16 protein-coding genes are annotated in these 26,076 nt (G+C 62.7%); 11 read left to right on the forward strand and 5 right to left on the reverse strand.

The genetic code is table 11. The features are described 5' to 3' along the window. Positions 1-134 precede the first annotated feature (134 nt). The 5 genes from dnaK (at position 135) to G503_RS15185 (ending at position 6,952) form a co-directional block, all read left to right on the forward strand. A complete protein-coding gene (dnaK, locus tag G503_RS0112125; RefSeq protein WP_028027769.1) occupies positions 135-2,039 on the forward strand; it encodes a molecular chaperone DnaK in 1,905 nt (634 codons plus the stop codon). A 5-nt stretch (positions 2,040-2,044) separates the two neighbouring features. Further along, the gene (locus G503_RS0112130) at positions 2,045-2,728 is read left to right on the forward strand and encodes a nucleotide exchange factor GrpE (protein ID WP_028027770.1); all 684 of its coding nucleotides are present in this window, start codon (positions 2,045-2,047) and stop codon (positions 2,726-2,728) included. A gap of 69 nt (positions 2,729-2,797) precedes the next feature. Then, positions 2,798-3,763, forward strand: a complete 966-nt coding sequence (locus tag G503_RS0112135) for a DnaJ C-terminal domain-containing protein (protein WP_028027771.1) — start codon at positions 2,798-2,800, stop codon at positions 3,761-3,763. Continuing rightward, positions 3,754-4,128 carry a heat shock protein transcriptional repressor HspR gene (locus G503_RS0112140; RefSeq protein ID WP_016310227.1) on the forward strand — a complete coding sequence of 125 codons (375 nt, stop codon included), beginning with the start codon at positions 3,754-3,756 and terminating at the stop codon, positions 4,126-4,128. The genes G503_RS0112135 and G503_RS0112140 overlap by 10 nt, the downstream gene beginning before the upstream one ends. A 10-nt stretch (positions 4,129-4,138) precedes the next feature. Beyond that, complete coding sequence (locus G503_RS15185; protein ID WP_084636617.1) at positions 4,139-6,952, forward strand: ATP-dependent Clp protease ATP-binding subunit; 2,814 nt, start codon at positions 4,139-4,141, stop codon at positions 6,950-6,952. A gap of 336 nt (positions 6,953-7,288) precedes the next feature. On the opposite strand, the gene G503_RS0112150 is transcribed toward G503_RS15185, so the two are convergent. Further along, positions 7,289-8,236 (reverse strand): helix-turn-helix transcriptional regulator, encoded by a 948-nt coding sequence (locus G503_RS0112150; protein WP_169628174.1) that lies wholly within the window; start codon positions 8,234-8,236, stop codon positions 7,289-7,291. A 610-nt stretch (positions 8,237-8,846) separates the two neighbouring features. Here G503_RS0112150 and G503_RS0112155 point away from each other — a divergent pair. Together G503_RS0112155 and G503_RS0112160 are read left to right on the forward strand one after the other, a co-directional pair. Then, on the forward strand, positions 8,847-10,817 hold the full coding sequence (locus G503_RS0112155) for an FAD-dependent oxidoreductase (protein ID WP_028027773.1): 1,971 nt from the start codon (positions 8,847-8,849) through the stop codon (positions 10,815-10,817). Positions 10,818-11,129: 312 nt separating this feature from the next. After that, on the forward strand, positions 11,130-12,245 hold the full coding sequence (locus G503_RS0112160) for an ATP-binding protein (RefSeq protein ID WP_028027774.1): 1,116 nt from the start codon (positions 11,130-11,132) through the stop codon (positions 12,243-12,245). A gap of 166 nt (positions 12,246-12,411) precedes the next feature. Here the strand turns inward: G503_RS0112160 and G503_RS0112165 are convergent, their stop codons facing one another. Beyond that, positions 12,412-13,833: a hypothetical protein gene (locus tag G503_RS0112165; protein ID WP_028027775.1), complete on the reverse strand. Its 1,422-nt coding sequence runs from the start codon at positions 13,831-13,833 to the stop codon at positions 12,412-12,414. A gap of 750 nt (positions 13,834-14,583) precedes the next feature. Here G503_RS0112165 and G503_RS16125 point away from each other — a divergent pair. Continuing rightward, complete coding sequence (locus tag G503_RS16125; RefSeq protein ID WP_084636621.1) at positions 14,584-15,651, forward strand: DUF559 domain-containing protein; 1,068 nt, start codon at positions 14,584-14,586, stop codon at positions 15,649-15,651. A 509-nt stretch (positions 15,652-16,160) separates the two neighbouring features. Here the strand turns inward: G503_RS16125 and G503_RS15190 are convergent. Continuing rightward, positions 16,161-17,972 (reverse strand): FAD-dependent oxidoreductase, encoded by a 1,812-nt coding sequence (locus G503_RS15190; RefSeq protein ID WP_051191250.1) that lies wholly within the window; start codon positions 17,970-17,972, stop codon positions 16,161-16,163. A gap of 250 nt (positions 17,973-18,222) precedes the next feature. Between G503_RS15190 and G503_RS15800 the strand changes: the two genes are divergently transcribed. Then, positions 18,223-18,816: a TetR/AcrR family transcriptional regulator gene (locus G503_RS15800; RefSeq protein ID WP_156892017.1), complete on the forward strand. Its 594-nt coding sequence runs from the start codon at positions 18,223-18,225 to the stop codon at positions 18,814-18,816. A 176-nt stretch (positions 18,817-18,992) separates the two neighbouring features. On the opposite strand, the gene G503_RS0112185 is transcribed toward G503_RS15800, so the two are convergent. Next, positions 18,993-20,588 (reverse strand): helix-turn-helix domain-containing protein, encoded by a 1,596-nt coding sequence (locus tag G503_RS0112185; protein WP_028027777.1) that lies wholly within the window; start codon positions 20,586-20,588, stop codon positions 18,993-18,995. Between the two features lie 251 nt (positions 20,589-20,839). Here G503_RS0112185 and G503_RS0112190 point away from each other — a divergent pair, with 251 nt between their 5' ends. Beyond that, complete coding sequence (locus tag G503_RS0112190; RefSeq protein WP_028027778.1) at positions 20,840-22,774, forward strand: FAD-dependent oxidoreductase; 1,935 nt, start codon at positions 20,840-20,842, stop codon at positions 22,772-22,774. 65 nt (positions 22,775-22,839) lie between these two features. Here the strand turns inward: G503_RS0112190 and G503_RS0112195 are convergent, their stop codons facing one another. Then, positions 22,840-24,192, reverse strand: coding sequence for a dicarboxylate/amino acid:cation symporter (locus G503_RS0112195; RefSeq protein WP_235715566.1), 1,353 nt, complete (start codon positions 24,190-24,192; stop codon positions 22,840-22,842). A 260-nt stretch (positions 24,193-24,452) separates the two neighbouring features. Here G503_RS0112195 and G503_RS0112200 point away from each other — a divergent pair, with 260 nt between their 5' ends. Beyond that, positions 24,453-25,862: a Sapep family Mn(2+)-dependent dipeptidase gene (locus G503_RS0112200; protein ID WP_028027780.1), complete on the forward strand. Its 1,410-nt coding sequence runs from the start codon at positions 24,453-24,455 to the stop codon at positions 25,860-25,862. Positions 25,863-26,076: the final 214 nt, after the last annotated feature.

Raw genomic sequence — 26,076 nt, forward strand, 5'->3', positions numbered from 1 at the left:
GGCGTATTGTGCGGAGAAGTGAGCTTTGCTTACTGGATGACGTTAAGGAAACTTGACAGCAGTAGACTAAGGTTTTATACTGCGCCTCAACATCATTCACCTGTACCAGAACTGTGAAAGCGAGGCAGTACACAATGGCTAAGATTCTTGGCATCGACTTGGGCACGACGAACTCCGCCATGGCCGTCATGGAGGGCTCCGAGCCCGAAATCCTGGTGAACGCTGAGGGCGACCGCACCACCCCGTCCGTCGAGGGCTTCCGCAAGGACGGCGAGCGCGTGGTGGGCAAGGCCGCGAAGAACCAGGCCGTCACCAACCCGGAGAACACCGTTTCCTCCGTGAAGCGCTTCATCGGCCGCTCCTTCGACGAGACCCCCGAGGAGCAGAAGACCGTTTCCTACAAGGTCCAGAAGGGCAAGGACGGCCGCGCCGTCATCGACATCGACGGTAAGGACTACACCCCCGAGGAGATTTCCGCCATGGTACTTCAGAAGCTGAAGACCGACGCGGAGAAGCAGGTGGGCCAGCCCATCACCCAGGCCGTCATCACCGTGCCCGCCTACTTCAACGACGCTCAGCGCCAGGCCACCAAGGACGCCGGCAAGATCGCCGGCCTGGAGGTCCTGCGCATCATCAACGAGCCCACCGCGGCGGCGCTCGCCTACGGCCTTGACAAGGTCGACCACGACGAGAAGATCCTCGTGTTCGACCTGGGCGGCGGCACCTTCGACGTGTCGGTGCTGGAGCTGGGCGACGGCGTGTTCGAGGTAGCCTCCACCGCTGGCGACAATCACCTGGGCGGCGACGACTGGGACCAGCGCATCATCGACTGGATGGCCGACAAGTTCCAGGCCGAGAACGGCATCGACCTGCGCAAGGACCCCATGGCCCTGCAGCGTCTGAAGGAGGCTGCCGAGAAGGCGAAGATGGAGCTGTCCTCCACCACCCAGACCAACATCAACCTGCCCTTCATCACCGCCGACGCCTCCGGCCCGAAGCACCTGGACCTGACGCTTACCCGCGCCGAGTTCGAGCGCATCACCAAGGACCTGCTGGATCGCTGCAAGAAGCCCGTTGAGCAGGCGCTCAAGGATGCCGGCCTGAAGATGGGCGAGGTGGACGAGGTCATCCTCGTCGGCGGCTCCACCCGTATGCCCGCCGTGCAGGAGTTGGTGAAGACCCTCACCGGCAAGGCCCCGAACATGTCCGTGAACCCGGACGAGGTGGTGGCCATGGGCGCGGCTGTGCAGGGCGGTGTCTTGGCCGGCGACGTGCAGGGCATCCTGCTGCTGGACGTCACCCCGCTGTCCCTGGGCGTTGAGACCATGGGCGGCGTGATGACCAAGATGATCGAGCGCAACACCACCATCCCGACCCGCAAGACCGAGATCTACTCCACCGCCGCCGACAACCAGACCTCCGTCGAGGTGCACGTCCTGCAGGGCGAGCGCGAGATGGCCGCCGGCAACAAGACCCTGGGCCGCTTCCAGCTGACCGGCATCCCGGCCGCCCGTCGCGGTGTGCCGCAGATCGAGGTGACCTTCGACATCGACGCCAATGGCATCGTGAACGTGTCCGCTAAGGATCTGGGCACCGGCAAGCAGCAGCAGATCACCATCTCCGGCTCCACCGCCCTGTCCGATGACGAAGTGGACCGCATGGTGAAAGATGCCGAGCAGCACGCCGAAGAGGATGCCGCTCGTAAGGAAGAGGCCGAGGTGCGCAACAACGCCGACGCTCTGGTGAACGCCACCCAGCAGACCCTCGACGAGCTGGGCGACAAGGTGCCGGCTGACGCCAAGGCCCAGGCCGAGGAGGCCATCGCCGAGACCAAGACCGCCCTGGAGGGCACCGACATCGACGCCATCAAGGCGGCCACGGAGAAGATCCAGCAGGCCGGCTACAAGCTGGCCGAGGTCGTGTACTCCACCGAGGGTGCCGCCGCGGGCGCCCAGGCCGCTGCTGCCGAGACCGCTCCGGCCGACGACACCATCGAGGCCGACTATGAGGTCGTGGACGACGAGAAGGAAGGGAAGTAAGACCGATGACGACGCCCGATAAGGACCAAGTCACCTCTTCTACCCCTGAACCCGAGGAAGCCGCCCCCGCGGCGGCTTCCCCCGCCGATGGCACCGCGCCGGCGGAGGTTATCGCCGATGCCGAGGTGATCGAGGCCAACGAGGCCGGCCAGCTGGACGAAGAACTCGAGAAGGCCGCCGCGGAAGCCGTGGCCGGCGTAATCGAGGAGTCCGAGGCCGTGGCCGTCGCCAAGGCCGAAGCGGCCGACTGGCAGGACAAGTACGTGCGCCTGCATGCCGAGTGGGACACCTACCGCCGCCGCATGACCGAGCAGCGCGAGGCCGAGAAGGCCCGGGCCACGGAGAAGCTCATGGAGAGCCTCCTGCCGGTGCTGGACGATTTCGTGCGCACGGTGGACTACGCCGAGACCAACGGCGAAGCTGGGCTGCTCGGCGGCGTGAAAGCCGTGCAGGCCAAGTTGACCGACACGCTCGCCAAGGGCGGCTTGGAGGTCATCAACCCCGAGGGGGAGCCCTTCGATGCCCTGGCCTGTCAGGCCGTGGGCACGGTGGATGACCCCAGCGTTCCCGACGAGACCGTCGCCCAGGTATACCAACTCGGATACCGCATGGGCGAGAAGGTGCTCAGGCCCGCCATGGTGACCATCACCACAGGAGGCCCCAAGCGGGAGAAGCCGGAAGAAGAGTAAGACTGATCGGGGGCGGGCTTGCGGGTCCGCTCTCGCGTTCAAGAGACAAAAGTAACGGAGGTGGAACGAATGGCGTCCACGCCTGATTATTACCAAACGCTAGGCGTTCCGCGCACTGCCACGGCCGACGAGATCAAGAAGGCGTTCCGCAAGCTCGCCCGCAAGCATCATCCCGATGCCGGCGGCGACGAGGCCAAATTCAAGGAGTTGAACGAGGCCTACGAGGTGCTGAGCGACGAGAAGAAGCGCAATCTCTACGACCAGTACGGAACCGCGAACGAGAACCAGATTCCCCACGGATGGGGCGGCGGTCAGGGATTCAACGTCGAGGACATCTTCGGCGGCGGGGGCGGCTCCTACTCGTCCGGCGGCGGCTTCGGCGGCAGCTGGGCCGACATTCTGGAGAGCATTCGCAATGGCGAAGGTGCGTTTGGAAGCAACTGGGACTTCGGCGGCGGCTTCGGTGGGCAGCCCCAGCCCCGTCGCGGCCAGGATATGAACGTCACGTTGAATGTGACGTTCGACGAGGCCATGCAGGGCACTGAGAAGCGCATCACCGTGCGCATTCCCGGCAAGAGCGAATCCGACACCCACACGGTGAAGGTGCCCGCCGGCGCCGTAGACGGCGGTCGCGTGCGCCTGAAGGGCCAGGGCGCCCTCGGCGAGAACGGCGGACCGGCCGGCGATTTGCTCATCACCACGAAGATCGACGAGCACCCCTACTTCGGCCGTGAGGCGGCCGACGTGACGGTGACCCTGCCGGTCACGGTGGCCGAGGCGGCCCTGGGTGCCTCCATCGTGGTGCCCACGCCCGACGGCAAGAAGATCAAGGTGAAGGTGCCCGCCGGCACCCAAGACGGCAAGGTGCTCACCATCAAGGGCAAGGGCGCGCCCGACGTGAAGAACAAGGGCCAGTTCGGCAACTTGAAGATTCGCGTGGCGGTGGAAGTGCCCACCGAGATGAACGAGGCCCAGACCAAGGCCATGGAAGATTTCCAAGCAGCAACGGATAAGGAGATCAGGCCATGGGATTAGACGATAGGAACCGGCCGCTGTACATGATCAGCATTGCCGCCGAGCTGGCGGGGGTGCACCCCCAGACCCTGCGCTCCTACGAGCAAAAGGGCCTGGTGACGCCCTGTCGCACCAGCGGCAACACGCGCATGTACTCCCAGGCCGACATCGACCGGCTCAACCTCATCAACGAGCTGACGAGCGAGGGCATCAACCTCGCCGGTGTCACGCGCATCCTTGATCTGCAGAGCCGGCTCGACGAGCGCGAAGGCGAAGTGGAGGACTTGCACGGCCGCGTGCGACGCCTCGCCGATCGCGTGCGAGAACTGGAGAACCGCGCAACCGTCGGCGCCATCGTCCGCGTGACGCCCCGACGACTGCCTTAAAGGAGAAACCATGAGACTAGATAAACTAGCGGTGACGGCGCAGGAGGCCTTCCAGAACGCCATGGGCGTGGCCGGCGAGGCCGATGCGGCCGTCATCGAGCCCATTCATTTGCTGAAGGCGCTGCTCGATTCCGACGAGAACAACCTCGCCGCCATCGTGAAGCGCATCGGCGCCGACCCAGTCTGGCTGTCCCAGAACGTGGCCGACGAGATCGCCAAGATGCCCAAGCAGACCGGTGCCGCCCCCATGGCCATTCCCGGCCAGGACCTCATCAAGGTCATCGACAACTCGGTGAAGATCGCCGAGAAGCTCGGCGACAGCTACGCTACGAGTGAGCACTTGCTCATCGCCCTGTCCGAGGACAAGGGCGCGGCCGGCCGTATCCTCACCACGGCGGGCATCACCCGCAAGAACATCGAGGCGGCCTACGAGAGCCTGCGCGGCGACACCCGCGTGACTTCTCAGACCGACAAGACCCAGTTCGAGGCCTTGGAGCAGTTCGGCCAGAACCTCACCCAACAGGCTCGCGAGGGCAAGCTGGACCCGGTCATCGGCCGCAACGAGGAGATTCGCCGCACCATTCAGGTGCTCTCGCGCCGCACGAAGAACAACCCGGTGCTTATCGGTGAGCCGGGCACCGGCAAGACCGCCATCGTGGAGGGTCTGGCCCAGCGCATCGTGGCCGGCGACGTGCCCTCCTCGCTGAAGGACCGCGAGATCGTGTCGCTCGACTTGGGCGCCATGATGGCCGGTGCGAAGTACCGCGGCGAGTTCGAGGACCGCTTGAAGAACGTGCTGCGCGAGGTGAAGGAAGCCGACGGCAACATCATCCTGTTCATCGACGAGCTGCACACCATCGTCGGCGCCGGCGCCGGTGGCGACTCCTCCCTGGATGCGGGCAACATGCTGAAGCCGGCGCTCGCCCGCGGCGAGCTGCGCGCCATCGGCGCCACCACGCTGGATGAGTACCGCAAGTACATCGAGAAGGACGCCGCCCTGGAGCGCCGCTTCCAAACGGTGCTCGTGAGTGAGCCCACGGTGGAGGATACCATCGCCATTTTGCGCGGCCTGAAGGAGAAGTACGAGATTCACCACGGCGTGCGCATCACCGACGGCGCCATCGTGAGCGCGGCGGAGCTGTCCGACCGCTACATCACCGACCGCTTCCTGCCCGACAAGGCCATCGATCTTATGGATGAGGCGGCCAGCCGCCTGCGCATCGAGATCGACTCCATGCCCGAGGAGGTGGACGCCGCCGAGCGCAAGCTCATTCAGATGCAGATCGAGGAGCAGGCCCTCATGAAGGAGACCGACATGGCCTCCCAGGAGCGCCTGGAGAAGCTGCGCCACGATATCGCCGCCGCCCGCGAGGCGCTGGATGCCCAAAAGGCCGAGTGGCAGAACGAGAAGGACGCCATCGTGGGCGTGCAGAACCTCAAGGCCGAGTTGGAAAGCGCCCAGCTTGACGAGGAGCGCGCCACCCGCGAGGGCAACCTGCAGCTGGCCTCCGAGATTCGCTACTCGCGCATTCCCCAGCTGCAGCAACAATTGCACGTGGCCGAGGAAGCCGTGAAGACGAAGCAGCAGGACGGCGCCATTTTGAAGGAGGAGGTCTCCGAGGAGGAGATCGCCTCGGTGGTGGCCGCCTGGACGGGCATTCCTGTGGCCAAGATGATGCAGGGCGAGATGGAGAAGCTCGTCGACCTGGAGGAAGTGCTGAAGGGCCGCGTCATCGGCCAGGACGAGGCCGTGGGCGTGGTGGCCGGCGCCATCCGCCGCAACCGCGCGGGGCTATCCGACCCGAACCGTCCCATCGGCAGCTTCCTGTTCCTCGGCCCCACCGGCGTGGGCAAGACCGAGCTGGCCAAGACGCTCGCCGAGTACCTGTTCGATTCCGAGAAGGCCATGGTGCGCATCGACATGTCCGAGTACATGGAGAAGTTCTCCGTGCAGCGCCTGATCGGAGCGCCTCCGGGATACGTGGGTTACGACGAGGGCGGCCAGCTGACCGAGGCCGTGCGCCGCAACCCCTACTGCGTGGTGCTGCTCGACGAGATGGAGAAGGCCCATCCCGATGTGTTCAACATCCTCTTACAGGTGCTCGATGACGGACGGCTCACCGACGGCCAGGGCCGCGTGGTGAACTTCAAGAACTGCATCATCATCATGACCTCCAACGTGGGTTCGCAGATCATCCGCGAGCACGCTGCCGAGGGCCGTGCCTTCGACGAGGCCCAGGCCACGGGCGGCGAGACCATGGGCGAGATGGCCGAGAAGATGATGTCCATGACGCCCGAGCAGGCCGCCAAGCGCATGCAGGAGTTCGCGAACAAGATTCAGGACGCCCTGTCCTCCACGTTCCGCCCCGAGTTTTTGAACCGCATCGACGACGTTATCACCTTCAACGAGCTGTCCATCTCGGCCATCGAGCCTATCGTGGATTTGCAGTTGGAAGAGGTGCGCGACCGCTTGCAGGCACGCCACATCACCCTGGACGTCACGCCGGCGGCCATGGAGCACTTGGCCATCGACGGCTACGACCCGGTGTACGGTGCCCGCCCGCTCAAGCGCCTCATCCAGCGCGAGGTGGTGGACCGCATCGCCGAGCGCGTGATCAGCGGCGAGCTGCGCGATCGCAGCCACGTGCTCATCGACCTGGACGCCGAGGGCAACTACGCCTGCCGCATCGAGGGCCCCATGGACCTGGACGGCCTGAACCTGGACGACCCCAGCTTCCTCACCGCTGGGACCGACCCTAAGGAAACGTTGCAGGATCTGGATACCCTGTCGGACGGCGACCTCGGCGAGGATCCCATCGCCTAACAGAAGGAGGGGCAGAACTCGCCCCTCCGCGCGCCGGCTTCCGACATCATCGTCCGAGCCCCCGCTTCGCTGTTCTCCTTCGGCTCAGGCGCTGCGCTCCTTCATGTTTTTATGGAGCGACCTGCGGTCGCAGATAGACAGCGTTCAGAGGTCTCGGCCGATGATGTCGGAAGCCGACGCGCTACTCAACTGAATGCCCCCTTTCACAGCAAGCGCCCCGGGCAGCCAAGACCCGGGGCGCTTTTGGTCACGAAGGCCCTTCCGTCCGTGTGGATAGCGACATCGTGACCGCGGTGACGATGAAAGCCTCCGTGCTGCGAAGCTGGGGGTTGGCGCTTACGACAGCGATTCGAGCATATCCAGGAGCTCCTCGCGTGAATGGACGCCCAGCTTCAGGTAGATGCTGCGCACTTGGGAGCGCACGGTGTGGAAGGAGACGGTGAATTGCTCGGCGATGGACTTTACCGTGTGCCCCTTGGCCAGGGGAACGAGAACGGCCGCTTCCCGCTCGGTGAGGTCGTGCTCCTTTGCGAGGCGAGCGCATTTGTCCTCGAGCGGCGAGGCGCCGGCGGCAGGCGCTCGATGGGGAAGGCCAATGTAGAAGAACCCGAATATTAGTACGAGCAGGGAGATCACAAGAAAGATCAGGGCGAGCACCAAAGACGAGGGAGGATCGAGGGCAAAGACCGTAACCAGAACCTCGCTTGCGAGGCGCGATGCGAAGAACAGAAACGCGGCCAGGCGAAAGCCGAGGCAGGCGGGTTTTCCGACGGCCCTCGCCAATATGCCCGGCAGGAAGAACATGAGTCCTCCCAGGAGGAACGCCGCCGTGTTGAGGAGGAAGGCGATGAGGTATAAGCCGCTTTCGGGAAACAGGATGACAAGCAGAGCGCTCAGGCAGATAAGCAGCACGAAGCCCGAGGCAAGCCAGAGGCCTGTGCGCAGCGCAAAGGACCTTCTCTGGAAGTAGAGCACGAAAGCCCCCGTGATCACGACGCCCGCAAACGATGTGGTGGCAATCGAAATACCCGCCGAGGGCGTGAACACGGTGCGGAAGGCGAAGCTGAGCAAACTGTAGGCGCAGATAGCCAGGGGCACGAGCGCCGAGAACTCGGGTCGATCTTCCGGCGCCGCCGGAGGCTCCTCTTTCGGGGGCGGCGGGGCAAGGAGAACGTCAAGGGCGACGGCGATGAGCATCAGCACGAGAAGCCCGAAGCGCGCGGGGACGGTCAGCGCCATGTAGACGGTGAGCGCAAGCACGGCCACTATCCCCGCGCAAAGCATCTGGAGGGATCCTCGCCGAGCCGAAAGGGGTCGGGCCATGCGCGACCAGAGGCAGAGGAGCGAGGCGCAGGCCGCGCCCATGAGCACCTGGCGAAGAACGAGGTATTGGAGGAGCTCGCCGGAAGGAACGAGAGGCTGGGCAACCAAGAGCGTCGCAGTTGCAAGGCCGAACGCGAGGGATGCGAACAGCGAGGGCGCGGGTCGGCCTTTTTTGGTGAGAGGGAGAGAGATGGCGAGCAGGGCGATAAAAGCTATCTGCCACGAGAAGGAAAGCATTGCCGGCGAAGCGTCCGAGCCGGCCCCCGCGATCGCCGTCTGCCCCATGGATATGAGTAGCCAGCCCCAAATGAGGCCGGGCAGCAAGGCGAGCCGAACCGTAGCGGGCAAGATCGACTCCTTCGGAGAATCCTGTTCGCGCAAGTAGCCTTTTTCGCGTCGCGTCATCAAATAACCTGTCCCCACCTGCCATTTAGCACAAAATGAACGTGTGAATCGCGGGCATTTAGCTCATCGGGGGCGATGAGCTGCCACCCCATTTCCCCGATTCTCTTCGCGGCGGAATTATACCGCTGCGTAAAGGAAAAGGAAGTATGGATCGAGGAGGGCAAGAATGAAGGAAATTAACACTGCTGAGGTTTTCCCCACGCTGCGCAACATCTCACTGTCGCGGAGGACGTTTGTCGCCTGCGCGGCCATTGCCGCCGCCCAGGCTGCTCTCGTGTCTGCGGGGTGCGCTCCCGAGGTGCAATCGTCGGGAGAGGGACTTGCCTCGACCGCGGCGTTTGCCCCGGGGACGTATACGGCGTCCGCGCCCGGCAAGAAGGGCCCGGTGACTGTCGAGGTGCGCATGTCCGAAAATGCCATCGAGAGCGTCGAGATCGTGGAGTTCGAAGACACCGAGCGCATCAGTGCCCCGGCTCGCGAGCGGGTGCCGCAGCAGATCGTGGAGCTGCAGAGCTTGAACGTAGACACCGTGACGGGCGCCACGCTGACGAGTATGGCCATCATCGAGGGCGTGGCTGATTGCGTCAACCAGGCGAACGGAGACGCTTCGGCGCTGAAGAAGGCCGCATCGCCGGAGAAGTCGGATGAGACCAAGGAGATCCAGGCAGATCTCGTGGTGTGCGGCGCCGGCGGTGCCGGCATGGCCGCCGCCGTCGCCGCGGCCCAGCAGGGCTTGGATGTGGTGGTGTTCGAGAAAACCGCCTATGCTGGCGGCAACGCGCTGGTCAGCGGTGGCTGGCTCGAGGTGTTCGAAGGCGTCGACGACATGAAGCCCGATATGACGGACGGCAACCGCGACATGTTCCACGCGACGCTCCAGAAGAGCCTGGAAAATGACGTTTCCAAGGACTTCGTCGATGCCGTGCAGGCCGACTTCGACGCGTATTTCGCCGCAGGCAACACGAAGGTGTACGACTCCATGGAGTACTACGCCCTGGACTACGCCTCGCGCAATGGCGGCCCGGCGAAGGAGTACTGGCTCCCCTATGCCCACAAAGTGAACGATCTGAACAACTGGCTCTTCGATCAGGGCTACACCGTGAGTGGCACGCTGGTCGGCATCGTCGGGTTCCCGTGGCCGCGCAAGGCCCATGCGGTGGACAAGGAGAACGGCGAGGGCTTCTTCAGCGTGTTCGACAACACGGTGGAGACCCAGAGTCTCCCGATCACCTTCCTCTTCGAGACACCCGTTTCCGAGCTGATCGTGGATGGCAAGGCCGTGGTGGGGGCCTCTGGCCAGTGCGCCGACGGCACCACCTACCGTGTCATGGCGGACCGTGGCGTCATTCTGGCTACTGGCGGTTATTCCGGCAATCCCGATCTGCTGAAGAAGTACAACGAGATGTGGCCCTGGGATGAGTCCACGGTTATCCCGACGACCAATAGCTACGGCCACACGGGCGATGGACACGTGCTTGCCGAGGGCCTGGGAGCCGAGCTGAAGAACATGGGGCGCCAGATGGTGTTCCCCATTGCCGACTCCATCGATTACTCGACGGAGACCATCGTCGGCGGTAACGGCCTGGGGCTCTTCGTCAACGTGAACGGCGAGCGCTTCATCAACGAGTCGCTCGATCGCTTCGCCCTGTCCGCCGCTGTGATGAAGCAGCCCGAGGAGAAGCTGTTCATCATCAGCGACGCGCTCACCTCCGGTCTTGTGAACGGCTACAACGAGCAGGGCTACAGCGAGGACAAGCTCATCGAGGAGAGCAAGCTCTTCCGGGCGGACAGCCTTGAGGAGCTGGCCCAGATGATCGGCGCCGACCCCTCGGTGTTTGCGAAGGCAGTTGACGATTACAACGCCATTGCGCGTGGAGACGTGGCGGACACGGTGTTCGGCCGCGAGAACATGAGCGAGAAAGACGCTATCGTCGAGGCTCCCTTCTACGCCTCCCCGCGTACCTGGGCCGCCCATGTGACCATCGGCGGCGTTGCCATCGGTCCCGATTACCAGGCCCTCACGGCCGACGGTGCGGGTATTGAGGGCCTCTATGTCGTGGGCGAATGCTCCGACGGCAACAGCGGTGTCTCCAGCATGAGCACAGGCCTTTCCTGCGTCAACCAGATGCTCGCCTAAGCAAGCCCTCCCCTATGCGAGGCCCTATGCCGAGATGGCACAGGGCCTCGTTTGCGTGCTACGACTACGAGTCTGCTGGGCACCGGTTTTCGCCTTCGCAGTGTCGCAGAGGCCTTCGGCCTGTTCCTTGGTGAGAGTGGAATTCTCGCGCTCTTATAACAATATTCCCTTTCACAGCGAGCGCCCTGGGTAGCCAAGACTTGGGGTGTTTTTGTACGTCCGGCTGATTCAGGGGCCCTCTACTATAGTTGCTATTTCTGCTATTTCTGCTATTTTTGCTATAGTTGCTATTTCGATGATGCAGAGGTGCCTATGCGTGGTCTAGTGAATCCCTTCAAGCCGACAGCCGGCGCGGAGCCGCCCGTTCTGGTCGGGCGCGATAAGGTGCTGGAAGACTTCGCCGACGGCCTGGCGGAAGGTCCTGGGGCTCGGGGTCGGCTGATGCGCATTACGGGCCCGCGAGGCTCGGGCAAGACGGTGCTTCTTACTGAGCTTGGAGACATGGCCCGAGACGAGGGATGGGAGGTCGTCGACGAAACGGCTCGTGCCGGGCTGTGCGAGAGGATCGCCCGTGCAGCTTTGGAGAAGCCGTCGGCGGAGCTTTCCCTCGACGTGCATTTGGGCTTGGCAGACTTCCATATGGAAAAGGGCTCCGTCGAAGGAACAACGCTGCGGGAGGCACTCTCGCAAAAGGCTGGCGAGCTCACGAGGCAGAAACGCGGGCTCCTTATCACTCTCGATGAGGTACAGGATGCCGATATCGAGGAGATGAAGGAGCTGGCCGCCGTCGTCCAGCACCTCATTCGCGAGAAAGCGAATGTCGCCTTCGTTTTCGCGGGTCTCACGATGGGTGTTCTCGACCTCATTAACGGGAAGGCGCTCACGTTTCTGCGCCGCGCCCTGCCCGAGGAGCTGGCAGAGATCCCTCTTGATGAGATCGCCGCGGCCTACCGTGAGACTATCGAGCGCTCGGGGCTCCTCATCGACGACGCGGCGCTTTCGGTTGCCGCCGAGGCGACGGTGGGTTACGCCTATCTCATCCAGCTAGTGGGTTACCAGGTGTGGCGCACGGGGAAGGCCCATGCCGATCAGTCGCTGGTGATTTCAGAGGAGGATGCCTTGATCGGCATCCGGGAGGCCATGGGAGAATTCGGCGATGCCGTCCACGAGGCGGCGGTGGCCGATTTGCCGCTGCGCGCTCTGGAATACCTGCTGGCGATGACTCAGGACGAGGGCGTGAGCGCTACCGCTACGATAGCCGAGCGTTTGCAGGTGAGCCCCACATCGCTGACGTCGTACCGGCGACTGCTGATCCAGCGCCAGGTGATCGAGCAGACGGCCCGAGGCTACGTGAAGTTCTCGATCCCCTACATGGGCGAGTACCTTGCCGCCAACCGCGAGACCCTGCTCGTCCGCTACGGGCGTTAGAATCGCAGCGAGATGCTGGCTTAAGGCCGCCTCCAATCCGAAACCCCTCGCGGGCGGGCTGAAGGCCGCCCTCGGCGAGGCCAGCTCCCTCGCTCCACCCAACCGCATACCCCCTTTCACAGCAAGCGCCCCGGGCGGCCAAGACCCGGGGCGCTTTTGCGCGGCGCTACGGGCGTGCGGTGAGTTGGGCGATGAGCTCGTCCTTGAAGATGGCGTCGAACGCCTCGCGGGTCACGTCGTAGCTGAGCGTCGACTTGCCCACTTTCTGGGGATCGTAGTCGCAGACGTCGAACACGCCTTTGTACTTCTCGACGATCTTGCCCAGGTTCTTCTGCAGGAAGCCCTTGGGATCGGCTACCTTCCAGCGGATCTCATATCCGCCGTCGGGCGTCTGCCGGCGTTCCATGAGCGAGATGAGCCCATAGACCAGCGGCATCACGAAGCCGTCAGGGCTCAGTGTGTCAATCTCGGTGCCCTGGAAGGGCGTAGCGCGTTTGGCCCTGCGCTCGTTGAGGTTCTTCACGGCGGTGATCCTGCCGTATTTGCCCGAAGCGGCGTTGTAGGCGGCGGGCAGTGCGGCGAAGAGGTAGTCGTAAAGGCCGGGGAGCATTGCGGCAATCTCGAAGGCGGATTCCACTTCGTGGTTGGTGAGGGTGCGCTTGTAGTCATCGGCACTTTGGGTGGTCACGTCGTCGGAGTTCATGAATTTATCGTACTGAGATAGGCACGCTCCCTTGGCGCTATAGAGCTTCGCGGGAGCCGGGGGCTGCAGTTTGCGGCCGCCTTTGTCGTGCACATCTTGCACCAGGGAAAGGGGGATCCAGGCAAGGGCAACGATATCGAGCACCTTGATCTCGCCGGTGCCCTCATTGGGCTTCCACTCGATGCGTCCGACCAGGAAAGGGTTCGTGGCTTCCATTGCCGATCGCAAGCTGCCGAACAGGCCGCTTTGGTTATCCTTGGCGGCGAGAGACAGCTGCACATTGGCGTTGCGCGCGTCGCAGATGTCCAGCAAGTTGTAGCGGAATTTTTCCACGCAGGCGCTGTCCGCTTGATCCCGAGGCACGAGCAGCTCCACCGGAACCAGCGTGTCAAGCTTATCTGCGGGACCGGGATTGTTGCGCACGTGATCGAAGTAGAGGCTCACCAGGTCGCGGTTCTCGGTCCAGGCTTCCTTGAACTCGTCCCATTTCCTCACTTTCGAATCGAGCGACCGCCCGCCGAACTCCAGAGCTTGCTTCAACATATACAGCCCGATGGCCAGCGTGTTGTGGCCGCCATCCAAAATACCCTCGACGGAGCGATCTTGCGGGCGAATGATGATGCGCCCGCGATCAAGCATGGTGTACTCGGACGAGGCAAGCAGGATGCCCTTCGTCTTGAAGGGGAAGAGGTCGGGATCGGACTCAAGGGAGTTCTGGATGCCGTCGGTGACTGCATTGGTCTTCGATGAGCGCGGATTGGCCTCCAGATCCAGGCTGTCGATAATGCTGGCGATGTCCTTCGTCTTCACCAGCCCGATGATTTTCGTGGTGTCGCCCACCGTTTGCTGCGCCATCTGTTCGAAACGAACGATGTTCTCACTCATAGCTTCCTCCTTGGTCTTGGAGGATAGGCTTCCAGAAACAAAACGACCAGCATGGAAGCTGGTCCCGGTGCAACAAATTGCGCTATTCCGCTGTGCTTCCAGAACCTATCCAGATTCAATTACGGAGCCTATCCAGGCCCCAACTTCAGCGCCGTCCGGCGCCGCCGATAACCATAGTGAACCTGAGCGAAACTGTCAAGGATTGCGCGGCTGTCTTGGAGAAGTAGCCAGCAGAGCTTTCCCCCGATGTGCAGTGGAGGTTGGCGCTCCGAAAAAGAGCTGCGAAAACGGCTCTTATTGACTACTGGTAGAGATATGCCTGCTGCGCATGCCGTCTCTCAATCTTGTCTTTGTTGCCCGAAAGGACGCCAGTCGGCTCTCGCCCTCGCCCCTCCCTTGTCGAGGCAGATTCGGCGCGCAAATTCCCGATTGCGGCGCTGGTGACATAAAAGTGCTTCTGTATGCAGATTTTTGGACTTATATAGCATTCTAATCCCGCGCGATTTTCTATGGGGAAGATCCCAGATAGTCAAAATGGCGATGACCAGGCAAAACGTAGTGCCTCTGTCATTGGCGTTAAGCATGCTTCCGCGTTGCCCAGCTTTGAAGTGCTATATAAGTCCAAAAATCTGCAGCAGCCTCGCTTTCTGTGTCACCAGCCAATCGTGCACTCATTGCTTGAATGCACGACAATTACAAGACATGGTTTTGAGGCCTCTCTAAGCATTGAGTATGTTATAAGTATCACCTATGAATATCTATTTATCGCATATCAGTGCTTGGCAGTTTTGGATTTGGTGGTCTAAGACGCACGCTATTCCTTTGAGGCTCTTTCATTCGGGAGAGTGCTTCGCGCGTGGACGCTTGCCGTCTTTCTCGCTACCAACGGCTTCGGTGTTCAAGAGTCCCGCTTGCACCAAGCGCGAAGTTAAGCAGGTTCTGGATGCCAATGGCCAGAAGGCGCGAGCGCTCTTGGTGCAAGCTGGGATTGGCACAGGGCCAAAAGGCTGCCTGCATATTTGCGTTCCCTATGCGCCCGGCAGACACGGATTGGGGAAGCACATTCGGCTCCACCAGGTAGGCTGCAATCTGCCCCGCCGATCATTTGTGAAGGTGGCCGAAGCGGTGTACGTTGCCTCGCCCGAACTGACGTTTATGCAGATGGCAAGTGTACTCGACCTGGGCGCCCTTTGCGCGTGCGGCATGGAGTTCGCTGGCGGCTATCCGCTGGACGTTGCCTATCAGCCTGATGGAGAGTCTGTCTGCGTGAGAACCCCTGTCACCTCGCAAACGCTCCTTGCATCCTATGCCGATCGATATCACGGCCGCGACGGAGCGAACAAGGCTCGGCGCGCGGTGCGGCATCTCTCTGATAAGTCCGCATCGGTCAAAGAAACCGAGATGGCGCTCCTTGCGCTTCTTCCCCGCCGATACGGGGGTCTTGGGGCCAAAGGGGCCCTCCTGAATGATGTTGTAGCGCTCAGCGCTGAAGCAGTAACAATCGCACGCCAGAAGAGGGTCGTGTGCGATTTCAGATTCGAGGATTCAAATGTCGTCGTGGAATATGACGGGGCGACGCACAGCGATATCGAGGCCCGAACGACCGACTCGCGGCGTCGTGATGCCCTGCGCGCAGATGGATATGAGGTGCTCACGCTCACCAACGCGCAACTGCAGAACCCCTCAGAGTTCCAAGCCATTATCGTGCCAGCTTCAAGAAGGGCAGGGAAGAGGACGGCGTACCTTTCCGAGCGCGATATGCCTCGCCACCGATCTTTGCGCTCGCAGATCGCGCGATACCATGCCCGGAGTTTCTAGGTTCCGCTTTCGCAGTCCTGTGTACCGGAAACTGGTCGGCTGACCACTTCTGCGTAGAGTCGTACGATTCCCGTGCTTGGTTGGCGTCACTCGGTGGCCTGGTCTCAGGTGGGTTCGTGACAGGAAAGTGACCATAATTGCAAATAATTCGACTTATATAGCATTGGGTTTTCTGATATTTTCAAGCAATATCGAAGTACGGTCTCTCTGCGCTGCTGTGAGCTGGGAAGATACAGGTGTGACCTGAGCGACCTAGCTGTGAGCAGCGATCCTACTGCTGTGGGAATGCTATATAAGTCGAAAAATGCGCAGAATAGCCCTTGCTCGTGTCATCGGGCGACGTCCCTGCTGCCAAAGGGACGTCAGCAACGCGCACGTCGTAGGAACGGTTCAGGCCGCGCGCAACTGCGAGTTACCTACGGAGAAGGGCGAGTCCCTCCTTCTACGACAAGAAAGAGGGACTCGCTCGGAAGCCGAACGGGGGAGGGAGGCGCTCGGCGGCGAAAGATTTACGCGCGGGTCTTGTAGGCGTTGGCAGCGCTGGCCACGGGAACGGGGAATTCCTGACCCATGAGATCCATAGCGGCGAGCCAGGAGGACACCACGTTGTGGCTCATGTTCAGGCCGCCGTAATACTGGGCATACATGCCGTTGAAGAACCCGCCATGATCAAGGCCGACGCACTTCAGGCCCTCGATGCGCTCGCCTTCCGCCGTCAAGGGCGTGTAGGTGTTGTCGACGCGCACGCCGCTTAAGGTGGACAGCAGCCAGCCGGCGAGCTTCGCCGCGTAGAAGGGACCCTCGTCGATGGCTGTCAAGCGGAAGGACGCCTTGTGGTAGTCTTCGTCCACGCCCTTGGCGGCCAGTTCGTTGTAGCGTTCGATGGTGGCCAGCGTCTGCTCCTTGGGCAGGCCCATCATGTCCACCAGCTCTTCGATGGTGTCGGCTTTCAGCAGCACACCGTTCTCCACGTTGGGATCGATGAACACGCTCTGCCATTCCTCTTCGGAGGTGCAGGGGTAGTACTGGCCGAGCAGCAGACAGTTCTTCGCCCCCTCCGCCGCTACCACGCGCGAGCAGATAGTGGTGCCGAAAGACACGACGTCTTCCCAGCTGCTGGCATCGAAGATTTGCCACCAGAAATGGCCGGGCTGCATGCAGGCCTGGTTGAATACGATGTCGTAGGGGCCGTCTTCGTTGCAGAAGCGCTTTCCGTGGGCATTGACGCGCAGGAAGGGCTGCGAGCCCGGCCACCACAGATTGGGATTCTCGCCGCCCTGGTTGTCCAGGCCGACGCCACCGTTGGTGTCGTCACCGGTAATGCATCCGCGGTCGAAGATATTGCAGCTGCCCTCGCAGGCGTAATCGCGATCGGCGCCGGCCCATACCGCCATGCGGATGCCGTCGCCATGGGAGTTTTCGGCACCGATGTGGTTCGAGCAGAACTTGTGGGAAATGACGCCCATTTCGTCCATCATGTCCTTGTTGCCACCGAAGCCTCCCGTGGCCAGCATAACGGCTTTGGCGGTGTTGAATTGCACGTACTCGTCATCTTCGGTAAGGGCGATCACGCCGGTCACGCGTCCAGATTCGTCCTGCACCAACTCTACGGCTGTGGTGTTGTACCGCACCTCGCCGCCTGCTTCGGCATACAGCTCCATCATCGCGGGGACGGCGATTTCCGAGCCCATGGAGTTGGCCGTGGGCTTCAGGGGCGGCTGGAAGGCGGTGTGCACGGAAGCGGGGGAATTCCAGATGCCCTCGGGGCTGAACTTCTTGCAGACGGTGTCGACCATCACGTCGAGCCCCTTCTTCTGCATTTGCTCTTGGTACCAGTCGATGAAGGCGCCAGCGTTGTAGGCCCACTGGCGAATCAGATTCTCGTCCACCTTGCCCTGGCCGTAGCGGACAAGGTCCTTGATGACCCACTCTTTGTCGATCTCGATACCCAGATCCTTCTGAATCTTGCTGTCGAGGGCGTCGATGTCGCCAGCGTAGATGGTGCAGGCGCCCGTCTGCTCGATGAGCAGCGTCTTGGCGCCCAGCTGCGCCAGCTCCAAGGCACCCACCACGCCGGAGTTGCCGCCGCCGACCACGACCACATCGTAGTCTTCGGTGCGCGCAACCTGATCGGCCACGGAGGCCGGCTTGTCGAATACCGAGGGCTTTGCGGCTGCGCTGGCATCTCCCGTCGCGGCCAGCTCTTCGTTGGCAGGGGCCTTCGGGGCGCATCCCGCAAGGGCTCCCATGGCGGCCAGGGCGCCGGCACTGGCGGCACCGGTCAGGAAGCTGCGTCGGGAGAAGTTCGTCGATTCTTTCATGGATCCTCCTTCAATCGTGCAGGCCCTCCTCAAAGCGGGCCTTTGCCTTGCAGCGTAGCGACTCCGCAAGGTCGTCATCAATTGACACTGTGCGAGAATTGTCAGAGTTTCCCCTTGTCAATCGACAGAACAGCCAAAGTGTCGAATTGGGAAAATCCTTCGCCTGACGTGGGAAAACAGCGCGTTAAGAGGAAGAAGGCGTATGAGGGGGCAAGTTTTTGGGGCCAGGGGGAGAAAGGAGAGGGATAGAATGCCAGACGTTGCAGGAGAGGAGGGCTCCATGGGTGGGCAATGGGAAACGCGGATGCACTTTGTGGAAACGCTGAATCTGCTCATGCGCACTTGTCCCCTTGAAAAGGTGAAAGTAACGCACCTGTGCAAAGCGACAGGGGTATCGCGCGCCACCTTCTATGAGCATTTTCACGACATATTCGACGTTCCTGTATGGTTTTGGGATCACCTGATGGAGCGGTCTCTCTATCGAATCGGGCTTGATCTGAGCTGCTATGAGGCCCATTTTCAGAAGTTCGCATTGTTGCGCGAGAACAAGGAATTCTTCGATAATGCCTTCAAAAGCGACGACTACAACTCGGTTTGCGAGCATGGCGGCCGAGCCATGGATCGCATCATGGTCGAACGCGCGGCGGCTCGTGCGGGGCACCCTCTGGCCGAGGAGCAGCTGCTGCTCATCGAGTTCTTTAGAACGGGTGCTCAATACATGACCCGCGACTGGGTGCGCCACGGCATGGAGCCCTCTCCCCGCGTCATGGCTCGGCTGTTCTACAATTCTATGCCCGCGTTTTTGGTGCAACTGCTTGATGAGGGGGTGGCGCAGTCGAGGTAGGGGAGCGCTAGTGGGCGATGGAATGTTGGATCAAGTCGACCCTCCTGAGCTATGAGCTGGCCTTCCGGTTGAGTACCCGTAACAATGTGTGTCCAGGGAACGCCACGGCAGCGCGCCTGCGGAGCGCTCCGCAACCTCCCGGCGCCTTTCGTCCCGCGGCGCGTTCGAGGTCGCCCTTACAGGGTCACCTTCTCTACGCAGCTCAGCAGTTCCTCTCGGGTGTGGACGCCGAGCTTGCGGTAGATGCTCTTGGTATGGGCCTTGATGGTGTTCTCGGACACGGTGAGGGCTTCGGCGATGGAGGCGATGGTGCGTCCGCGCGCCAATTCCACGAGCACTTCTTCCTCGCGCCCGCTGAGGCGGTAGCGGCTGCTGACCGTTTCGCACTGCTCTACGATAGCGTCCAGCATGGTGGGGACGCCCGCCCCCTCTTCGCTCGCCGTGCCGTCTGCGCCCGCATCCGCGTCTGCCGCACTGGCCGCAGCCGCCCCGCGTGCCGCAGAAGCCTCGGGCCGCGGGATAAGGTACTCGAAGGAGTACTCCTCCTCGTCGAAGTTGTTGATGCGGAACAGGCTGTAGGAGCGGCTTCCCAAAAGCATAAAGCCGGCAATCAGCAGCGCGTAGGTGAGGCAGAGTACCGTGAGCGTGGCGTGACCCGCGCCCAGAACGGTTTCGGCGCCCGCGATGGCCGAGCCCAGCAGCAGCCCCGCCACGTTGAACAGCATCGCTTCGGCGAACAGGCGCGTGGAATTGCCCTCGGCGGTAGCCACGATGGGGCCGATGGACAGGTAGATCATAGCCAGGAACAGGTAATATCCCGCATACAGCAAGCTGGGCGCCGCCGACGAATAGGCTGCTGGTGCCAGCAGATGGGCCAACAGCGCCGCGCTCAGCAGCAGCAGGACGAAGCTGGGGATGATCACGACGCCGCGTCGTTCGGCAAGGTGCTCGGCGATGCCGACGACGGACACCACCACGATGGCAATGGCCAGTACGCTCGGCCACGCATGCAGGTCGGACACGATGGATTGTACCTGCTCGGTGTTGCGCAAGTAGTTGTAGGGGATGGAGAAGACGGCGATGCAGATGAACAGCAGCAACGGTGATTTCCCTCGCTCGCGGTCGCGTTTGGCGCGCCACGTGTCCGAGGATTTCTCCAGTAGCGCATGGGCTTTCGCCAGGCAGACGATGGAGCCGAAGGGCAGCGCGACCAACACCGCTAGAAACAGCGGCGCTGGCAACAGAATTTCCACCAGGTACAGGGCGATGGCAGCTACAGCCGCGCCCATGGTAACCAGCAGCTGCTCGCGCTGGGGGTTCAGGTACTGGTACAGTTCGCCCCACATGATAATCAGGGGCGCGGTGCCCAAGGCCACCAGGATATTCCCCAGGTAGGTGATCCAGGGCGACGACACCCAACCGCTCAGCGCAACGAGCACAACCAGCCCCGCTCCCACAAACCCCGTGGCCATGCGGAAGGCGTTGCGGCGGCGAATCAGCGGGCCGAAGCGCCGCGCCGTCAGAAAGATGGCGAGAAACACGCCGAAGGTGCACAGCGAGTTGGCAATCCAGCCGCCGCCGAAGCGCGTCGCGGCAGGGAGCGTCACCATGCTGTCGAGGAACGTGATGGAGTGGAGAAAAGCCCATAGGGACGCCATGCCCGCCAAGGCGAGCAAGATGCCCGAAACATGGGCGGCGCTGTAGACCACGGCTCGGTCGGGCGTCGCCGCAGGCCCGCGGCGGCCCGCGGGCGAATGATCAGTGGAATTCACGAGGCATCCCCTCCCCTGGGTGCGTGTCGTTGCCGATGCCATCATAGCGTTTTCGCGGTGGCGACCCCCTTACCCGTTGCGGGTAGTTTTCTCGGGGCGAACCGAAATTCTACCTTGAGCGGGTACTAGCAGGCGCGCATCTGGGCCCCTACGATCGGAGGCGTCGGTGGCCCGCGGGCCTTCGACGGCAAGAGTGTACGCACAATGAAGGAGGGATCGTTATGACGATAACGCGGAGAGGTTTCTTGGGGATGGCCGGAGTTGCCGGCGTGGCAGGCCTGGCGGCAGGCGCAGGCCTGGCCGGTTGCACTCCCGCTCCGGAGAAGGCCACGCCCGTGGCCGCCACGGGCGATGAGGCTGTGAGCGGCGCGGCCTACGAGGCGGCGGCTACCTACACCTGCGACATCTGCATCTGCGGTGCGGGCAACTCGGGCCTGTCGGCGGCCGTGGAAGCGGCTCAGCAGGGGCTCGGCGTCGTCGTGCTGGAAAAGCACGGCGGCACGGGCGGTGGCGGCATCGGTACCGAGGGCGTGTTCGCGGTGAATTCCCAGATGCAGCAGGACGCGAACATCTCCATCAAGCCGGCCGAGATCATCTCCTGCGAGATGGAATACTCTCACAACCGCGCCAACGGCCTGAAGTGGCTCGACCTCGTGCAGGCCTCGGGCGAGAACATCGCCTGGTTGCAGGAGTGCGGCGTGAACTTCACCGGGGTTGTGGACGACTACCACGGCGGCATGTTCCAAACCTTCCACTGGTTCGGCGAGAACCGCGCCCACGACGACTTCTCGCCGGCAATGACCGAGACCGCGCGGTCGCTTGGCGTGGAGTTCCTGCTGAACTGCCCCGCCGTGGAGTTGGTTATGGACAACGGTGCGGTAGCCGGAGTGTGGGCGCAGAAGCTGAACGGCGACTACGTGCTGGTGAAGGCGAGGGCCGTAGTGCTGGCCACGGGCGGTTTCGCCAACAACGACGAGTATCTGCAAGAAGGCGGCTTCTCGGACACGACGAACGTGAAACGGTTTTTGTACGGCTACGACGGCGACGGCGTGCGCATGGCCTTGGAGGCGGGCGGTGCCAGCAACGTGCCGCGCATGTCGGGCCTGATGCAGCTGACGGTGCAGGGTGCGCCCGGCGGCGAGTATGGCACCTTCGGTCGCGGCGACGGTCTGGTGGTGGCCGGCCACAACCCCTGCGCGATCTGGATCAACGAAGATGGCCAGCGTTTCTGTGCCGAATCGGCCGGCATCGAGAACTGGATGGCCGACATGATCCCCTCGCTGGCGCACCACAAGCTGTACTCCATCTACGATGCGAAGATCTTCAAGGACGCCTACGACGGCATGATCATGCCGCGCATCGATTGGGCGGCCACCCAGGAAGAACTAGCGCAGCGCATCGAGGAGAACCCCTATGATGACTTCTTCAGCGCTGACACTCTGGAAGAGTTGGCGAAGAAGGCGAGCGACGCGCTGGGACTGGACTACGACACGGTAATTGCGTCCATCAACGGCTATAACGAGATGTGCGAGGCCGGCGATGACGCACACTTCGGCAAGCCCAAGGAATACCTGCAGAAGATCGCCAACCCGCCGTACTACTTCTGCTACATGCCCCAGGCGTGCATGGTCACCTTCGGCGGCATTCGCACCAATCGCAAGATGGAGGTGGTCACCAAGGCGGGCGAGGCCATTCCCGGCCTGTACTCGGCGGGCGTGGATTCGGCGGATCTGTGGCCGAACATCTACACCATCAACGTGCCCGGCGGCACCAACGCCAACAACATCAATTCGGGCCGCTTCGCCAGCAAGAACGCCGCGGTCTACATCGGCAGCGGGAAGGCGGGCGCGGTGTCGTCCGAGGGCGATACGAGCCCGTCGGTGGCCGAGCCCACGTGGAAGATGCCGGAAGGCAGTCTGAAGGACGGCACCTACACCGATACCCAGTTCGGCATGTTCAGCGACATCGCGGTGACCGTCACGGTGGCTGGCGGCAAGATCGCCGAGATCAAGCAGGAAAACGAGCTTGAGACCACCTACGTGGGCCAAGCGGCCATGGAGCAGACGCTGATTCCGGCGGTCATCGAGGCCCAGACCGTCGCCATCGACACCGTGACCGGCGCTACCCGCACGAGCCAGGGGTTCCTCACCGCCGTGGCCAAATGCTGCGAGCAGGCCGTAGCGTAGTTGCCCGTTGCCCTCCCTCGCGCAGCGCCCGGTCGGTCCTCCCCGGCCGGGCGCTTTTGTGCGGGCTACGCGGCCTTGGCGGCTTTCTTGGCGCGGCGGGCGGCCAGGCGCTTCTGCATGGCGTCGACGCAGGTGGCTACGGCGGCGTCGCCGGTGACGTTCACGGTGGTGCGCATCATGTCGAGGATGCGGTCCACGCCGGCCACCAAAGCCACGCCCTCCACGGGCAGACCCACCGATTGCAGCACCATGGCCAGCATGATCATGCCGGAACCGGGCACGCCGGCGGTGCCGATGGAGGCCAGCACAGCGGTCATCACGATGGTGAACTGCTGGCCCAACGTAAGGTCGATGCCGAACACCTGGGCGATGAAGATGGCGCAGACGCCCTGGTAGATGGCGGTGCCGTCCATGTTGATGGTGGCGCCCAGGGGCAGCACGAAGGACGTAACCTCCTTCGACACGCCCATCTTCTCGGTGCACTCCATGTTAATGGGCAGCGTGCCTACCGACGAGGCCGACGCGAAGGCGAAGCCCATCACGGGCATTTCGCCCTTCAGGAACTTCAGCGGGCTCATGCGGGCGAACACCTTGATAATGCCCGAGTACACCAGCACAATCTGACACAGCATGGCCAGGTAGGCCACTACGATCAGCCACAGCAGCGGCCGCAGCACCTCGATGCCGTTGTTCGCGATCACGGGACAGATGAGCCCGAACACGCCGAAGGGCGCCACCAGAATGATGCCGCGCATAATGGCGATGCACACATCCGACAGCGAGTTGCAGATGTCGATGACGGGCTTGGCCTTCTTCCCCGCGGCGATCATGCCGAAGCCGAATACCACGGCAATGACGATCACCTGCAGCATGGTGGCATCGGCCATGGGCTGGAAGAAGTTGCTCGGGAAGATGTTGACGATGGTGTCGATGAACGAGGGCGGCTCGGTGGCCTCGTAGGTCAGCTCGCCCGAGGGCAGCTGGTAGCCCGCGCCCACGTTCATCACGTTGGCGAAAATGAGGCCGAGCGTGACGGCGAAAGCGGTGGTGATCAGGTAGAACAGTACCGTCTTACCGCCGATGGCCCCCACTTTCTTCACGTCTTCCAGCGATACCACGCCGGCGATGATGGAGAACAGTACCAGGGGCACGACGATCATCTTGATAAGGTTCAGGAAGATGGTGCCGAAGGGCTTGATGTAGGTATCGGCGATCTCCGGAGCCCCTTGCAGGGCAACACCGGCGATTACGCCCAGAACGAGGGCGATGAAAATCCACGTGGTCAGCGACAGACGCTTGTACCAGGGCTTTCCCCTGTTCGGCTCGGGCGCGCCGGTCGGCCCGTTCGGGCTGGCGCCGTTCTCGGTGTCGTCGGGCGTGCGCGTTGTCTGCAAAGTGGCATCGTCGGCCATAGCCATGCATCCTTTCCCCGTGAGACAAATCGTTCCCATTATAAGCAAATCCCCTCGAAATACCAGGTCGCCCGCCCCGATCTAACAGCCCCGCAACAAAACGGGCAGGGTGTCGCGCCTGTGTCGAAGCAGCGTCATAATGGCAACGATGTTGACTTGCGGAGACTGAGGCCGAAGCTGTGTGGAACGTCGATTCTGGTCGCGAAAGCACGGGGCGCGTGCTATGGTGTGCCGCATTTTCGGAGAACCCGACGAAAGGAACAGGGATGGAACGCAAAGACGTTATCGCCGCTGCCGAAGCCTATTGGGATGAGAACCGCGACGCTATCGTGGCCGACATCGCCAAGCTGGTGGAAATCCCCAGCACTGAGGATTTGGCCGCCGCCGCTCCCGGCGCGCCCTACGGGCCCGGGCCGGCCGCGGCGCTGGCCGCGGCGCTGGAAATCGCCGAGGGCATGGGTATGGCCGCCACCAACTGCGAGGGCCACATCGGTTTCGCCGACCTGCCCGGCGAGACCGATGCCCAGCTGGGAATCATCGGCCATGTGGACGTGGTGCCCGCTGGCCCCGGCTGGACCTTCGAGCCCTTCAAGGTGACGGAGAAGGACGGCTATCTCATGGGCCGCGGCTGCCTGGACGACAAGGGCCCGTCGGTGGTGGCCCTGCACGCAGTGAAGTGCCTGGCCGGCCTGGACGTGGCGCGTCCCTACACCATGCGCTTCATCTTTGGCGCCAACGAAGAGACCGGCATGGCCGATGTGCTCTGGTACCTTGAGAACTACGACAGCCCGGCCTTCCTGTTCACGCCCGATGCCGACTTCCCTGTGTGCTATGGCGAGAAGGGCGGCTACGACGGCTGCATCACGAGCGCGCCCATCGCCGACCCGGTGATCCTGGATATCTCCGGCGGTGTGGTCACCAACGCGGTGCCCGGCGAGGCCTGGGCCATCGTGCGCGGCGACGCGGCCGGGCTGCCCGCGGCCGAGCGCATCACCGTGGCCGACGCTGGCGACGACACCGTGCGCATCGAGGCGGTGGGTGTGAACGCCCATGCGGCGTGGCCCGAGCGCGGTATTTCCGCCATTATGCTACTGGCGAACTACCTGCTGGAGAACAACCTGTGCAACCAGCAGGAGCGCTCGTTCTTGGAACTGGTGCGCAGCCTGGTTTCCGACACCACCGGCGCCGGTGTGGGCATCGCTACGGCCGACGAGTACTTCGGACCGCTCACGGTGGTGGGCGGCACCATCCGCAAGGAGGGCGACTGCTTGGTGCAGACCATGGACAGCCGCTGGCCCACGTCCATCACCGCCGAGGAGATCACGGCAGCGCTGACGAAGCTGACCGATGACATCGGCGCCACCTTCGAGAACACCCTGCTTATGGTGCCCTTCCTCGTAAAGCCAGAGGATCCCGAGATCCAGGTGCTCCAGGATGCCTTCCAGTTCGTGACCGGCGACACCGAACATGAGCCCTTCACCATCGGCGGCGGCACCTATGCCCGCGAGTTCAAGAAGGGGGCCTCCTTCGGCGTGAACATGCCGTGGATCGAGAACCCCCATTGGGTCGGCGGCGAGCACGGCCCCGACGAGGGCGTGGCCGAAGACCTGTTGAAGACCGCCTTCAAGATCTACGTGCTGGCTTTGGCCGAGTTGCAGGCGCTGAAGATCGACTAAGGCACCGGACGTTTTGCGATTCGCATTCCGTGTCCCGCACGTCGCGTCCTGTTTCTCCTGAGGCGGCCCTTCGGGGTCGCCTCTTTTTGTGCCGTGGCCCTCTTGGGGCAGTCCGCCGTCGCGGCGGCTGACGTGGCCCTCGGGCCGGTCTCTGCTGCGGATGGCATCGCAGCCGCTACTGCGGGCGCCATCGCGGGCACGAGCAATAGGCCAT

Source organism: Adlercreutzia mucosicola DSM 19490 (genome assembly GCF_000422625.1).
In the GTDB taxonomy this organism is placed as follows: Bacteria; Actinomycetota; Coriobacteriia; order Coriobacteriales; family Eggerthellaceae; genus Adlercreutzia; species Adlercreutzia mucosicola.